Genomic DNA, 15287 nt, shown 5'->3' on the forward strand with positions numbered 1-15287 from the left:
AATCCGAGTAGTCATGAAGCAATCCTTACAGCTCCGCATCGGTCAAAGTTTGACCATGACGCCGCAGTTGCAGCAGGCAATAAAACTGCTGCAAATGTCGACTTTGGATTTGCAGCAGGAAATTCAGCAGGCGCTGGAATCCAATATGATGCTGGAATTGGACGAAGAAGAGCTGCCGGCTTTGGAGTTCCGCGATAAAAAGCTCGACAATACCGACCAGGTTACCAGCGAAGGCTCGCAAACCGATTTGCCGGACGAGTTGCCGGTGGACGTCAGTTGGGACGATGTTTACGAGAGTTCGTTACCCAGCGGCGGCGATGACGGCGATTCCCCGGAATTCGAAACCTTCCGCGGCAAATCTGAAAGCTTGCGCGACCATCTGTTGTGGCAATTGGATCTGGTTCCGATCTCGGATCGGGATTATGCGATTGCGGTGGCGATCATCGATGCGATCAACGACGACGGTTACGTGGCTAGCGATCTGCAGGACATTTTTCAAGGCTTGCAAGAGCAATTGGACGGATTGGAATTCGACGAGGTTCAGGCGGTGCTGCACCGGATTCAGAATTTCGATCCGGTCGGTGTGGCCGCGCTGGACTTGGCCGATTGCCTGCGTTTGCAGTTGCAGCAATTGCCCGATAGCACCCGCTATAAGGCGGAAGCGTTGGATTTCGTGCAGCGGCACTTGGATTTGCTGACCAGTTGCGACCAAGCCCGCTTGATGAAACGGGTCGGGCTAAGCGAAGACGAACTGAAAGGCATACTGGCGTTGATTCGGACCTTGGACCCCAAGCCCGGAGCCAGTTTGCAGGAAGTGGACGTCGAATATGTCGTGCCTGACGTGTTCGTGGCCAAAGTCAACGGCCAGTGGCTGGTCAGTTTGAATCCGGATATCGCGCCGAAATTGCGCATCAATCCGTTCTATTCCGGCATGATCAAGCGCGCCGACAATAGTTCGGACAACGTCAGCATGAAGAACCATTTGCAGGAAGCGCGTTGGTTTATCAAAAGCCTGCATAGCCGCAATGACACCCTGCTGCGGGTCGCGAAAAGTATCGTCGAAAAACAGGGCGATTTTTTCGAACACGGCGCGATTGCGATGAAACCGATGGTGCTGCGGGATATTGCCGAGGAATTGGAGTTGCACGAATCGACGATCTCGCGGGTGACCACGCAGAAATATATGCACACGCCGCACGGCGTGATCGAATTTAAATACTTTTTCTCCAGCCATGTCAGTACCGATGGCGGAGGCGAGTGCTCGGCGACGGCAATCCGGGCACTGATAAAAGAGTTGGTCGGCAACGAAAATCCGGCTAAGCCGTTAAGCGATAGTAAAATATCGGATTTATTGAACGAGAAGGGCATTAACGTCGCACGCCGCACCATCGCCAAATACCGGGAAGCGATGTCTATTCCTTCAACCAGCCAGCGGAAAAGGCACATTTAACCGATCGGGAAGCATAATTTTTAAAAACAGGAGTATTCCATGCAAGTTAGTATCACAGGCCATCACGTAGAAGTTACCGAGGCGTTGAAAGCCTATGTCGAAGAGAAAATCGGCAAAATCAAGCGCCATTTCGACAACGTCGTTGATGTCCATGTCATTTTGACCGTTGAAAAACTGGAGCAAAAAGCCGAAGCGGCAGTACAAGTCAGCGGTGCCAAGCTCTACGCCGAAGACGTGCAGGAAGACATGTATGCGGCGATCGACAATATGGTCGACAAGCTTGATCGCCAGATCGTCAAGCACAAAGAAAAATCTCAAAACCATCGTTAATCGGATATTCGGCGACACGGGATGAAAACGGCTTTCGTCTCGTGTCCAGTCAACCATGAAGCTTGTTATCGTCAGCGGTTTATCGGGGTCGGGCAAGAGTATCGCGTTGGATACTCTGGAAGATTGTGGCTATTACTGCATCGATAACCTACCGGTCGCATTGCTAGGCGATTTTGTCGATCACGTGATGCTGAAAAACCAAGCCACTTATAGTAAGACTGCGATCGGCATCGATGCTCGCAACCGTTCCGACAATCTGGCCGGTTTTCCGGATAGTCTGGCGGCGATCCGCAACAAGGGGATCGATTGCGAACTGGTCTACATGGAAGCGGATGAAAACATCATCCTGAAACGCTACAGCGAAACCCGTCGCCGCCATCCGCTCAGTACTGAAAGCCGGCCGCTGCGGGAAGCACTGGAAATCGAGCGGGAGATGTTGCGTCCGCTGGCCTTGAGAGCCGACATCGTCATCGACACCAGCTACACCCATTATCACCAATTGCGGGACCTATTGAAAAATCGGTTGGGCGAGAAAGGTAAAAACTCGTTGTCGATTCTATTCCAGTCGTTCGGTTTCAAATACGGGATTCCGCTAGACGCCGACTTTGTGTTCGATGCCCGTAGCCTGCCGAATCCGTATTGGGCTCCGGAGCTAAGGGGCTTAACCGGCAAAAACCCCGCAGTTGCCGATTTTTTGCAGAACGATCCGGCGGTGAAGGAGTTTCTGCACGATATCGGTTACTTCATCGGTCGTTGGGCGCCGCGGTTCGAATCGGATAACCGCAGTTACTTGACGATTGCGATCGGTTGTACCGGCGGCCAACACCGTTCGGTGTATCTGGTCGAAGCATTAAGCAAACATTTTCAAACGATTACCGCCAACGTCATCGTCAGGCATCGGGAGTTGCGTTAACCCCGGGTCGTTGGCCCTCTTTTTGGTTTTACACCTATGACATCAGCAGTGAAGCTCGAAAACGCGGAATCTTTATTGGATCGGGCGCTGGAGATTTTGGCCAGCGGTTCGCAGATCGAGATCCGGAACCTGGTGCGCTCGCTTTACCCGGCTGAAGCGGCACATATTCTCGAAGCTTTGGATTCGGAGAGTCGGGCAAAGTTGTGGGCAGTAATACCGCCCAGCGTAATCGGTCAGGTTCTGGTCGAGGTGAATGTCGAAGTCGGCGCCGCATTGCTGAAAATCACCGACCGCAAAGACTTGATTGCCGCCACCGAGTCGATGGGCGCCGACGGCATGGTCGATCTGTTGCACGTGCTGCCCGAGCCTCTGCTGTCGCAAGTCATGGAGTCGATCGGCGTACATAACCGCAACCGGATCGAAAAAGCCTTGAGCTATGGCGAACATACTGCCGGCGGCATCATGTCCGACGATGTCCTGACAATACGCGGTGATGTCACGCTCGACGTTGTGGCGCGTTACTTGCGTTTGCGCGGCAATGTTCCGGCTAATACCGATAGCCTGATCGTCGTCGATCGCAAGGAGCATTTTCAGGGCGTATTGCCTCTCAGCCAATTGTTGAGCCACGATCCGCATACCAAAGTGGCCGCAGTGATGGACACGCGCATTTCCGGTATTCCTTACCGGATGCCGAGCCGTGAAGTCGCCGGGCTATTCGAGCGGCGCAAGTTGTTGTCCGCTCCGGTGTTGGCTGACGACGGTAGAGTGGTTGGGCGGATAGCGGTCGAAGACGTGATCGGTTTGATCAGAGACGAGGCGGACCATTCTCTGATGAGTATGGCGGGCTTGAGCGAAGAGCAAGATATGTTCGCGCCTGTGGTCAGTAGCGCCAAGCGGCGCGCGCTTTGGCTGGGCGTTAATTTGATGACGGCGTTTTTGGCAGCTTCGGTGATCGATTTGTTCGAAGATACTATCCAGCAGATTGTTGCGCTGGCCGTGCTGATGCCGATTGTGGCCAGCATGGGGGGTATCGCCGGTAGTCAGACCCTGACCCTGGTGGTCAGGGGCTTGGCTTTGCGCCAAGTCACCGGTAGCAATGCCGGCCGGTTATTGTTCAAGGAAATTTCGGTCGGTTTGCTGAACGGTCTATTGTGGGCCGGAGTCGTGGCGGTGGTTGCCGGCATGTGGTTTCACCGGCCGGATATCGGTATTTTGTTGGGCGTAGCCATGCTGATCAATCTGGTGTGCGCTGCATTGTCCGGAGTGGCGATACCGGTACTACTGGAAAAGATGGGGGTCGACCCGGCACTGGCTGGAGGGGTGTTGCTGACCACAGTCACCGATGTCGTTGGTTTTATGGCCTTTTTGGGTTTGGCGACCTTGTTTCTCCTTTAAGGGTTTGTGCTTTTTGTCACGGAAAATGGTAGTATTCTGGACGTACAGCAGCTTATTTTCCAAACTAAATGTCGACCGGCGCACCTATTACGCAAAAAACAGCTTTGGAGTTCAAAAGCACGTCGCTGACGGTGCCGGTATTGCTGCTAGCCGGTAACGACATGATCCTGATCGATCAGCAGTTGCAGGAAAAGGTCGCGCAAGCGCCCGAATTTTTCAAAAACTCGCCGCTGTTGATCGATTTGCAGAAACTGAATACGCAAAATCTCGAACTGGATTTTGCTGAAATCGTGGCGTTGGTGCGTAAGCACGGCTTCATGCCAATCGGCATTCGCGGCGGCAACCAGAAGCAAACCGACGATGCGCTGGCGATGAATCTGCCGCATTATTCCCTGCATGGCGCCAATGCGCCGCTAACCGCCAACAAACCTGCCGCAAAAACATTGCCGCCGCCGGTCGTCGATGAACCGAAGCAGCAAAGCCAGATTGTGGAGAACAAACTCGTGACGCAACCGGTCCGCTCCGGACAGCGGGTTTATGCCAAAGGGGATTTGATCGTTACCGCCACCGTCAGCGCCGGCGCCGAAATCATGGCCGAAGGCAATATTCACATTTACGGATCGTTGCGCGGCAGAGCCTTGGCCGGGGTTTTGGGCGACGCGTCTGCCCGCATTTTCTGCTCGGATCTGCAAGCCGAATTGATCTCAATCGCCGGGATTTACCAATTGAGCGAGGATTTGAGCAAATACCCGGCGCATAAACCGCTGCAGATCAGTCTGGACAATCAAACGCTGATTATTAAAGAATTTTAAGCTTTTCTTGGAGGAATAATTTTGGCCAGAATAATCGTAGTAACATCGGGAAAAGGTGGTGTGGGCAAAACCACGACCAGTGCCGCGATCGCGATGGGCTTGGCGAAGCGTGGGCACAAGACTGCCGTGATTGACTTCGATGTGGGACTGCGTAACCTCGACCTGATCATGGGTTGCGAACGGCGCGTGGTTTACGATTTGGTCAATGTTATCAACAATGAAGCGACCTTGAACCAAGCCTTGATCAAGGATAAGCGTTGCGAACAGTTGTACATTCTGCCCGCCTCGCAAACTCGCGATAAAGATGCGTTGACGACGGAAGGCGTCGGCAAGATTCTGGAAGAGTTATCCAAGGACTTTAAATATATCGTTTGCGATTCGCCGGCGGGCATCGAGCGCGGTGCTACACTTGCCATGTACTTTGCCGACGATGCTTTCGTCGTTACCAACCCGGAAGTCTCTTCGGTTCGGGATTCGGATCGGATGTTAGGCATCCTGGCCAGCAAGTCCCGCCGCGCCGAAAAGGGCGAGGAACCGATCAAGGAATACTTGTTGTTGACGCGTTATGCGCCGGACCGGGTCAAACTGGGGGAAATGTTGAGCGTCGACGACGTACAGGAAATCTTGTCGCTGCATTTGTTGGGCGTGATTCCGGAATCGAAATCGGTGTTGAACGCTTCCAACTCCGGCACTCCGGTGATATTGGATGAGCAAAGCGATGCCGGGCAAGCGTATGCCGATATCGTCGCCCGTTATCTGGGCGAGAACAGACCGCACCGTTTTATCGAGGAAGAGAAGAAGGGCTTGTTCAGCAAGCTGTTCGGGAGCAAGTGATGAGTCTCTTAGATTACTTCAGGTCGTCGAAAACCAATACGGCGTCTTTGGCCAAGGAGCGGCTGCAAATTCTGGTGGCGCACGAGCGAGCCTCGCGCAACCAGCCTTCTTATTTGCCAGAACTACAAAAAGAACTATTGGCAGTAATCCAAAAATATGTAAATGTCGGGCAGGATGCTATTACCGTCAATTTCGAGCAGGACGGTAATCAGGAAACACTCGAGTTGAATATCGTGTTGCCTGACGAGCGTTAGTTGCGTTTGCTTGTTTAACAAGGTTTTTCGCGGCGTTTTCGCCGGAGAAAAGCCGCCGATTTTTTTTGTTGTGCAAATAATGAGGAGTTGAAATGGTAGATACAATTGGCGAAGCAGCCGGCGCAGTCTGGCAATTTCTGAACGCGAATGGCGAAGCCAGCGTAAACAAGATCACGACCGAAACCGGGCTGGGCAAAAATGAAGTGCAACGGGCCATCGGTTGGTTGGCTAAAGAAGATAAACTGAATATCGAAATGAAAGGACGCGTCGAAACCCTTTCATTGAAATAAAAGTTTTCCCGCATACCCGCTTAAGACGAGGCTAAGCGAGACAGCTTTCAATGCCGGAGAATCGTTCGGTTATTGCGTTGTCGAAGTCTCTGTCTCAGGCGGGTACTCCAAATGCCGCTATATTTTGTAGGTAAGCCTGTTGCCTGACTGGAATGTGTGGCCCGCATCTTGACCAGTGCCTGGTTGCCTTGTCGAATTCAGATTCAATACAACAAACGAGAAGTAATCCGCCGATGGATCGGCTTGGTAACGCCGTAATAACGATAAAAATACCCTAGAAAAACAACTAACGCGGAGCCTTTCTGTCGAAATGAAAGCCAAAATTGCCACATTTTTTAGCCTAGTGCTGTTGGTGCTGATCAACCTCGGTATCTGGTCCTACATTAACAACCCGTTAAAGCTTCCTTCCTGGAGCGATACGATGATGGGGGTGACTTTCAACCCCAAGCAGCGCGATTTCAATCCGCAGGACGGCATATTTCCGACCAGGGAACAAATCCAGGCCGATGTCGAGCTGTTGTCGGGCAAGGCGCATTCCATCAGAACTTATACCGCTCTGGAAGGGATGGAAGTCGTTCCGGAATTGACTGCGAAAAGCGCGTTGAATCTGGCGATGGGCTGCTGGGTGGATTTGGTCGAGGATGAAGAGAGCGAGGAGAATCGACAAAAACGGTTGGACAAGAACCAGCGCGAAGTCGAGAGTCTGATCAATCTGGCCAACCAGTATCCAAAAACGATCATTCGGACGCTGGTCGGCAACGAATCATTGTTGCGGGTCAGAAACAAGGTCAGCGAGCCGGTTGCGAAGCGTGTGCGGGATGAGTTCGCCGGCCAGATGTCGGAGCAGGAACTGCAAAATAAAATCAAGGCCGAGATCAATGTCGAAGTTACCAACAAAGCTAACGAACTGATCGAATACATCCGCGAAGTCAAAAAACGCACCTGGAAGCCGGTCAGTACCGCCGAGACCTGGGATATTTGGGTCGACCATCCTGAATTGGCGGCCGAAGTAGACTACATCGCGGTGCATATCCTGCCCTACTGGGAAGGTATTCCGGTAGAATTGCCCCAGGGCGCGGAAGGCGATAATGCCGTCGACTACGTGTTCAAGCGCTATTACGAACTGCAAAAGCTTTACCCGGATAAAACCATCGTGATTACAGAGGTGGGTTGGCCGTCAGATGGTCCGCCCCAAAAAGCCGCTACGGCTTCGTTGGCGAATCAGGCCAAGTTTTTACGCGAATTCCTGAACCGTGCCACCGCCGAGAACGTGATTTACTACGTGGTCGAGGCCTTCGACCAACCTTGGAAAATCAAGCTGGAAGGTACTGCCGGCGCTTACTGGGGGTTGTTCAATGCCGACCGCCAGCCCAAATTCCCGATGGAAGGCGATGTTTTGGCCAATCCGACCTGGCGCAACTGGGCCAGCGGTGCTGCGATACTGAGTATCATCCTGATGGCGGCCTTCCTGTTCACCCGGAAAAGTTTGAAACTGCCCGGTAAGTTCTTCTTCGGCATCGTCGCCAACTTGGCGGCATCGGTGTTGTTCTGGTCGGCTTCGATTGCTGCGGCCCAATACCAGACCGGTTTCTCGGTAGTGTTTTGGGCGATTCTGTTGATGATGCAGGCCATGGCGATCTTGGTGCTGTTGACCGAAAGCTTGGAAATAGCCGAAGTCATCTGGCACCGAAAAGGCCGCCGCACTTTCCAGCCGCTAACGCCAGCGGCCGATTTTCGCTACCCGAAGGTCTCGATTCACCTGCCGATTCACAACGAACCGCCGGAAATGGTGCGCAAGACTTTGAATGCCCTGGCCAAGGTCGACTATCCGAATTACGAAGTGTTGGTGATGGACAACAACACCAAGGATCCGGCAGTTTGGCAACCGGTACGCGACGATTGCGACCGCTTGGGCGAGAAATTCCGCTTCTTCCATTTGGACAACTGGCCCGGTTACAAAGCCGGCGCGATCAACTATGCGCTGGAAAATACCGCAGAGGATGCCGAAATTATCGCGGTGATCGATAGCGATTACATTTTGTCGCCGGATTGGTTGAAAGCCATGGTGCCTTATTTCGACCAGGAAAACGTCGGCTTCGTCCAGTCTCCGCAAGACTATCGCGACGCCCACCAGGGTTCGTTCAAAAACATGTGCTACTGGGAGTATGCCGGTTTCTTCAACATCGGCATGGTGCAGCGTAACGAATACAACGCCATCATCCAGCACGGCACGATGACGATGGTGCGTAAATCGGCGTTCGAAAAAGTCGGCCCCTGGGGCGAATGGTGCATTTGCGAGGACAGCGAACTGGGTCTGCGTTTGTACGAGGCGGGTTACGATTCGGTGTATTGCAAAGAATCGTTCGGCCGCGGCTTGATGCCGGATACCTTTTCCGGCTATATGACGCAACGCTTCCGTTGGGTGTACGGCGCGATGCAAATCATCAAAAAGCACTGGCGGCATTTCCTGCCCAACAAGAAATCATCACTGACTTCGGCACAGCGCTACTACTTCGTGGCCGGCTGGTTGCCGTGGTTTTCCGACGCGTTGGCGTTGCTGTTCACCGGCACCAGTCTGATTTTGACGGCTCTGATCGTCGCCGATCCCAAGCACAGCGAATTGCCGGTAAATGCCTTCCTGTTGCCGACCATAGGTTTGTTTGCGTTCAAGATCGTGCGCGGACTGTGGCTATACAAGGCGCGGGTGGCTTGTTCAATGTTGCAGGCCTTGGGTGCGGCGCTGGCCGGCCTGTCGTTGACGCACACTGTGGCGCGCGGCACCTTGCAGGGTTTGTTCACCTCCGGTAAGCCTTTCATGCGTACGCCTAAATATGAGAAGCAAGGGCCTTTGGTCGCCGGCTTGCTGATTATCTGGCAAGAACTGCTGTTACTGTCTCTGCTGATTGCAGGTATCGTCGCCATGCGCTCGGTCGAATATTTCGACAATTTGAGCGGTCGGTTATGGGTCGCGGTACTGGCGGTGCAGTCGGTGCCGTATATCGCTACCTTCGTCACGATTCTGATCAGTGTCGCGCCCAATTATTTTCCCGGTAAAAAATTGTCGGCCGACGAATTGGATACGGAATAGCCGTTTTTTGCCAGCGAGCAAACGCAGCCTCGGCCGGAGTAGCGGCCGGGGCTTTTTTATGCGATATCGTCGCCGGCAACGCATGGCACCCGAAACCGACTGCCGTTGCCGGGAATTTTCAGTATCATGGTACCCGAGTCGCGCTCGGCGCCAGCCTCAGCGATAAACTTCGAAATAATAACAATCCAACGGTTTCGGCAAAAACCGGCCGCAACCTTTCAACACGCCGGACGATATATGAAACTATCCAAGCTTTTTTCGGCCTTAATCCCATGTTTATTTGTGACCGCTTGCGCGACTGCTCCTCTGGATCAAAGCCAGCCAGCCGCGTTACCGCAGCAAGGCTCGGCAAACCCCACTGCTTGCGCCAATCCGCTATCCTTGCCGCAGATTAACTGCTCGGATACCGTTACGGCCAGCTTCGACAGTAACGGCAAGCTCTGGATCGTTTGGGTGCAGCAACAGCATATTTATCTGCAAGCGTCGGATGACGCCGGCCGGCATTTCTCCACGCCGGTCATGGTCAATGCAGACGCGGAGGCGATTGCTGCGCACGGCGAGTATCGGCCGAAAATTAAAGTCGGACCTGAAGGCAATATCTACCTGACCTGGACCCAAAGTCTGGAAAAACGCCACACCGGGCATATCCGTTTCAGCCGCTCCACCGACGGCGGCAAAACCTTTTCCAAGCCGGTAACGGTGAATGATAACCTCGACGTGATCAGCCACCGCTTCGATGCATTGGCGCTGGGCAAAAACGGCGAAGTATTTATCGCATGGCTGGACGCGCGCGATAAAGAAAAGGCTAAAGCCGCCAAGCAGGAGTTCAACGGCAGTGCGGTGTATTACACTTGGTCTGACGACGGCGGCCAGAGCTTTCACCCCAACCGAATCGTCGCCCCGCATAGCTGCGAATGTTGCCGCTTGGGCGTCGAAATCGATCAAGACAATCTGCCGGTAGTGATGTGGCGGCATGTTTACGACGGTAATATCCGCGACCACGCTCTATCTCGATTCCGTAGTTGGAATGAGCCGGGGCCGGTGCAACGGGTTAGCAGCGAGAATTGGCAAATCGATGCGTGTCCGCATCATGGGCCGGCGTTGTCGATCGCCGAGGATGGCCGCACGCATAGCGTTTGGTTCAGCGGAGCGCCCGACCGACAGGGTTTGTTTTACGGATATGCGCAGGACGGGGCGGCCGGTTTTTCCGTTCCCCTTCGATTCGGCAATCCTGGTGCTAAGCATCCCCAAGTTTTGGCGTTGGGCCGGCGGGTGGTAGTAGTTTGGTCCGAGTTCGACGGCAGCAATAATCTGGTCAAATCGATCGAGTCGGAAGACGGCGGTAATCGCTGGTCGCAACCCGAAATTGCTGAATCAAGCGAGGCCGCTGCCGACGACGCCTTTTTGTTGAGCCATGGCGGTAAAATTTATTTGTCCTGGCAAACCGCAGGCGGCTATCGCTTTCGTGAGCTTTAAGCGCCGACCGGTCAAATGCTCCTTGCTCGAATTGGTCGGTTTCGGGTCTGCAATTTCCGTACGGAATCGCCGCAATAGCGCGCGGCAGTTCCCTGCTCTGTAATAGGAGCGATTTTTTGTGCTCTGTCGGACAATTCTTACATTACGCAATGGTGTGTCGGCTTGGGTTCGGCTTATCGTGTGGTCTCGATACAATTACTGACCCAAGGAGCTTGAGTTGAACCAGCCGATATCGCAATGGCCGGGTGGCGATCGCCGGAAAAGCCGTTACCGCAGCTACGGATTTGCCCGCGCTTCATTGATTATCTCCGCTTCGAGTTGCGCCGCGTGGTTACTGGTTTTGATGCCAGCCACGTTGGCGGCGGCGTCCCCGGGCACTAATCTGTTCGACGGGATTATGATTTTCGTTATCGCGTTTTTGGCATTGGATGTCGGCGGACTATGCATCGCGGTATTCGCGATGGTCAAAACCAAATTAAACAGTTCGCTTGCAATCTACGGCGCTCTGTCCAACGTTGTGTGTATCACTCTAAATTTGTCACTCATTAATTTCTGAATCCGCTCTACTGTGAAGGCAAACCCCGGTGGCCAGCGCCCGACCAGGCCTATGCCTGGTTGGTGCGACCGATCCCAGGGCTGGCCTGGACAAATGCTGGTCAGCGGCGCAACACGCGTAACGGCGCTTGCCTGACCACATCGCGCACCCCCCAATAGCCCGCCAGAGTCACTCCCGCCACGCCGGCGGCCGGCAAGGTCAGCCATAAATAAACGTGCACTTGATAGTCGATTTGCATCACCCGAGTATACAGTGCGTAGAGAATAGACTCGGCCGCCAATGTGGCCAGCAGACCAGCCGCCAGTCCCAACACGCCGAATTCGATTAAATGCGCAATTCTTAAAAGTCTGCGCCGGGCTCCCAATGTGCGCAGCAATGCGCCTTCGTAGATCCGTTGGTCCAAGGTGGAATAAACGGCGCCGAACAATACGCTAAAGCCAGCCGCCAGAGCGAAATACAAAATCAGATTAATAGCCGCCGTCAATTGGGCCAGTATGGTTCGGAATTGCTGCAGGATCTGGTCGACCTCCAGTACTGTTACCGCCGGATACTTTTTTAGTAACGGTGGCAGCACCGTTTTTTGTGCTTCGGTCAGATAAAAGCTGGTCATATAGGTGGCTGGAAAACCGGCCAGGGTGCCCGGCGAAAAAATCATGTAAAAATTGGGGCGCATCGTATCCCATTGCACGCTGCGCAAATTAACCACCGTGGCCGCAAGTTGAGCGTTGCCGACAGTAAAGGCCAGTTGGTCGCCGGGGCGAATGCCTAAATTGTCCGCCAATTTTTTCTCGACCGATACTTGGCCGGGTCTATCCGCCTGCCAGGCCGCGCCGTCGGTAATCTGATTGTCTTCCGGAAATCGGTCCGACCAGGTCAGGCTCAGCTCGCGCTGGGTAGCGGCTTCGCCTTGGCTGTCTTTACTGACCCGGCCCTGCACTGCTTCTCCGTTGATGGCTACTAAACGGCCGCGGACTACCGGATAAAACCGGCTGTCCGGAATCTGTTCCCGCTGCAGGTCGGTTTGAAAATCCGCCAACGACGACGGCAGGATGTTGATCGCAAAATGGTTGGGAGCCCGATCGGGCAGTTGCCGGCGCCAATCGTCCAGCAAATGGCTGCGAACGCTGAAACTCAAAGCCATCGCGGTCAATGTGATAGCGAATGCCAGAATCTGGCCGACTCCGGCCCTGCTATCGCGCAACAAACCCCGCAAACCGAAGCGCCAGTGCAGGCCGAGCCTGGGCAATAGCCGGCGCGATAATTGCAAAATCGTGTGAATGGCCAGTCCGAATATCAGCAATACTAGCAATCCGGTGCCGATGATTGCGCCAGTCAATTTTGGATCGTCGGTATAGCGCCAAATCAACGCGGCGACTACGGCTGCTGCCAAGCCATATACCAGCCAGCCGCTGCTGGGCAATGGTTCCAACTCGCGGCGCAGCACGCGTAGCGGCGGTACTGCTTGCAAGCGCAACAGCGGCGGCAGGGCAAAACCCCATAAGATAACCAATCCGGTGCCGAGGCCATAGACGATCGCCAATCCCCCGGGGTTCGCCAGCGTTTCCGGCAACAGATTTTTCAACAATCGAAACAGGCCGTATTGTGCCAGCCAGCCCAAAGCGCAGCCTGCGGCGCTGACTATCAAGCCCAGCACCAGAAATTGGGCGGCATAGAGTCGTACGATTTCCGCTTGGGTACAGCCCAGGCAGCGCAACAGGGCCGTAGCGTTGAAATGGCGTTCGCTGTAGCGGCGGGTAGCCATCGCAATTGCAACGCCGGCAATCAATGTCACGACGACGCTGGACAAGCCGAGATAGCGCTCGGCGCGCTGCAAAGCCGAACCCAGTTCGGGCCGGTCGCGGTGGATGTCCAGAATTTTTTGCGAAGGATTCAAATTCGGTTGCAACCAGGCTTTGAAATCTGCCAATGCGTTTTCGCTGCCGCGAAATTGGTAGGCGTAATGGACTCTACTGCCGGGTTGGACCGCACCGGTAGCGGCCAAATCGTCGAGATGCATCATCACTCGCGGCGAGAAGCTGTAAAAATCGCCGCGCTTATCCGGCTCGTAACTGATCACGCGGGTGACTTTCAGGACTTTTTCGCCGACGGTCAGAGTATCGTTTAGTTTCAGTTTCAGCGCGGGCAGCAGGCGCTTGTCAATCCAGGCTTCGCCGGCTGCCGGGCCGCGACTGCTGACGACTTCATCTTGCAACTCGGCGTCGCGAGTCTTCAGCCGGCCGCGTAAGGGATAAGTTTCGCTGACAGCCTTGATCGACGCCAGCTGCATTTCGCCGTTTTCCAGCAGCATGCTCGGAAACTCGACGGTTTGCGATCCGCTCAGGGCGTATTCGTCCGCCTTTGCCAGCCATTGCGGATCGACCGGAGCCGGTCCGGCCAAGACCAAATCGCCGGCCAGGAATTCGGCGGCTTGCAAATTCATCGTCCGCTGCAGCCGGTCGGCGAACAACGAGATCGAGGTGGTACCACCCACCGCAATCAATAATGCCAGGGCCAGTAGAGTCAATTCGCCGGAACGGGCGTCGCGCCACAACAGTTTCAACGAGAGGCGAAAACGCGTCATACGATACTCCCGGCTTCCAGACGGATCGTGCGTTGGCAACGGGCCGCCAAAGACATGTCGTGCGTTACCAGAATCAACGTGGTCTGTTGCTCTTGGTTCAATTCAAACAACAGATCGATGACTTTGGCGCCGGTTTTTCGGTCTAGATTGCCGGTCGGTTCATCGGCAAACAAAATTGCCGGGCGGCTGACGAAGGCGCGGGCCAAGGCCACGCGTTGTTGTTCGCCGCCGGAAAGTTGCCGCGGCGTGTGCTGCAGGCGCTGGGCCAGGCCGACGCGTTGCAACAGTGCCCGCGCCGATTGCTCGGCGTCAGCCACGCCGCTCAGCTCCAGCGGTAGCATCACATTCTCCAGCGCGGTTAAACCCGGCAGCAATTGGAACGACTGGAACACGAAACCGACCAATTCGTTGCGCAGTAACGCCCGCCCGTCTTCGTTCAACCGGTTCAAGTCGCGGCCGTCGATTTCGACCGAGCCGCTACTCGGAGTATCCAGACCGGCCAGCAGGCTGAGTAAGGTCGATTTGCCCGAGCCGGATTCGCCGACAATGGCGATACTCTCGCCGCGCTTGATGATTAGATCGACCGATGCCAAGATATGTAAGGTGCCTTCGGATGTTGGAACCGCTTTGCCGAGTTTACGGGCGTTGATGATGGCGGAAGCGGAGTGATTGGAATGAGTGTTTATCATGTATAGCGTAGTCCTTGCCTTAGTCTTGAGTGTTTTGCCTGTTAGCGCGTCGGCCAAATCGATCGTCGTGCTTGGAGACAGTATTAGTGCCGGCTACGGTATCGAAGTTCAGCAAGGTTGGGTGGCCTTGCTGCAAAAAAAAATTACTTCACGCGGCTTCGACTATACGATCTATAACGAAAGTATTAGCGGCGATACCACCGCCGGCGGTCTGGCCCGCTTGCCGCCGATATTGGCCAATCACAAGCCCGATATTCTGCTGTTGGAGTTGGGTGCGAACGACGGTTTGCGCGGGTTGTCGCCGCAGGAAATGGAGGCCAATTTGGCGGCAATCATAGGGCGGTCGCTGCAAGCCGGGGCTAAAGTGATATTGCTCGCGATGAAAATTCCGCCGAACTACGGCAAGCGTTACGTGGAGATGTTTTACGACATTTATCCGGAACTGGCGCAAGAGTTCAAGATATCCTACGTGCCGTTCCTGTTGGAGGATATCGTGTTACGGCCGGAGTTGATGCAAGAGGACGGCATACACCCCAATGCGTTGGCGCAGCCCATCCTGGCCGACAAAATGTGGAAGCACTTACAGTTCCAGTTGAAGTGAGTGGACCCGGGCGGACGT

General features: G+C 54.5%; 13 protein-coding genes. 11 read left to right on the forward strand and 2 right to left on the reverse strand.

Features of this window, described 5'->3' with window-relative positions; translation table 11 throughout:
- Nucleotides 1–13 precede the first annotated feature (13 nt).
- The 10 genes from NP603_RS09935 to NP603_RS09980 all read left to right on the forward strand — a co-directional run bounded on the left by NP603_RS09935 (nt 14) and on the right by NP603_RS09980 (nt 10842).
- On the forward strand, nt 14–1450 hold the full coding sequence (locus tag NP603_RS09935; protein WP_256610717.1) for an RNA polymerase factor sigma-54: 1437 nt from the start codon (nt 14–16) through the stop codon (nt 1448–1450).
- A gap of 39 nt (nt 1451–1489) precedes the next feature.
- Complete coding sequence (gene hpf, locus NP603_RS09940) at nt 1490–1780, forward strand: ribosome hibernation-promoting factor, HPF/YfiA family (protein WP_054761376.1); 291 nt, start codon at nt 1490–1492, stop codon at nt 1778–1780.
- A gap of 55 nt (nt 1781–1835) precedes the next feature.
- Nucleotides 1836–2693 carry an RNase adapter RapZ gene (gene rapZ, locus NP603_RS09945; RefSeq protein WP_256610718.1) on the forward strand — a complete coding sequence of 286 codons (858 nt, stop codon included), beginning with the start codon at nt 1836–1838 and terminating at the stop codon, nt 2691–2693.
- Between the two features lie 36 nt (nt 2694–2729).
- Nucleotides 2730–4088, forward strand: coding sequence for a magnesium transporter (mgtE, locus tag NP603_RS09950; RefSeq protein WP_256610719.1), 1359 nt, complete (start codon nt 2730–2732; stop codon nt 4086–4088).
- 104 nt (nt 4089–4192) lie between these two features.
- Nucleotides 4193–4900 carry a septum site-determining protein MinC gene (gene minC / locus NP603_RS09955; RefSeq protein WP_371928820.1) on the forward strand — a complete coding sequence of 236 codons (708 nt, stop codon included), beginning with the start codon at nt 4193–4195 and terminating at the stop codon, nt 4898–4900.
- Nucleotides 4901–4921: 21 nt separating this feature from the next.
- Nucleotides 4922–5734, forward strand: a complete 813-nt coding sequence (minD, locus tag NP603_RS09960) for a septum site-determining protein MinD (RefSeq protein ID WP_054761387.1) — start codon at nt 4922–4924, stop codon at nt 5732–5734.
- Nucleotides 5734–5988 carry a cell division topological specificity factor MinE gene (gene minE, locus NP603_RS09965; RefSeq protein WP_054761388.1) on the forward strand — a complete coding sequence of 85 codons (255 nt, stop codon included), beginning with the start codon at nt 5734–5736 and terminating at the stop codon, nt 5986–5988. Before minD ends, minE begins: the two co-directional genes overlap by 1 nt.
- Nucleotides 5989–6080: 92 nt before the next feature.
- On the forward strand, nt 6081–6278 hold the full coding sequence (locus NP603_RS09970) for a winged helix-turn-helix domain-containing protein (RefSeq protein WP_140911460.1): 198 nt from the start codon (nt 6081–6083) through the stop codon (nt 6276–6278).
- Nucleotides 6279–6588: 310 nt separating this feature from the next.
- The gene (locus NP603_RS09975; protein WP_256610721.1) at nt 6589–9366 is read left to right on the forward strand and encodes a glycosyltransferase; all 2778 of its coding nucleotides are present in this window, start codon (nt 6589–6591) and stop codon (nt 9364–9366) included.
- Between the two features lie 237 nt (nt 9367–9603).
- Nucleotides 9604–10842: a sialidase family protein gene (locus NP603_RS09980; protein ID WP_256610722.1), complete on the forward strand. Its 1239-nt coding sequence runs from the start codon at nt 9604–9606 to the stop codon at nt 10840–10842.
- Nucleotides 10843–11498: 656 nt separating this feature from the next.
- Here the strand turns inward: NP603_RS09980 and NP603_RS09985 are convergent.
- Nucleotides 11499–13979, reverse strand: coding sequence for an ABC transporter permease (locus NP603_RS09985; protein ID WP_256610723.1), 2481 nt, complete (start codon nt 13977–13979; stop codon nt 11499–11501).
- The gene (locus tag NP603_RS09990) at nt 13976–14668 is read right to left on the reverse strand and encodes an ABC transporter ATP-binding protein (RefSeq protein ID WP_256610724.1); all 693 of its coding nucleotides are present in this window, start codon (nt 14666–14668) and stop codon (nt 13976–13978) included. The genes NP603_RS09985 and NP603_RS09990 overlap by 4 nt, the downstream gene beginning before the upstream one ends.
- Here NP603_RS09990 and NP603_RS09995 point away from each other — a divergent pair.
- Nucleotides 14667–15269: an arylesterase gene (locus NP603_RS09995; protein WP_256610725.1), complete on the forward strand. Its 603-nt coding sequence runs from the start codon at nt 14667–14669 to the stop codon at nt 15267–15269. The two genes, NP603_RS09990 and NP603_RS09995, sit on opposite strands and share 2 nt — an antisense overlap.
- The last annotated feature ends 18 nt before the right edge of the window (nt 15270–15287 follow it).

Source organism: Methylomonas aurea, from assembly GCF_024505045.1.
Taxonomy (GTDB): Bacteria; Pseudomonadota; Gammaproteobacteria; order Methylococcales; family Methylomonadaceae; genus Methylomonas; species Methylomonas aurea.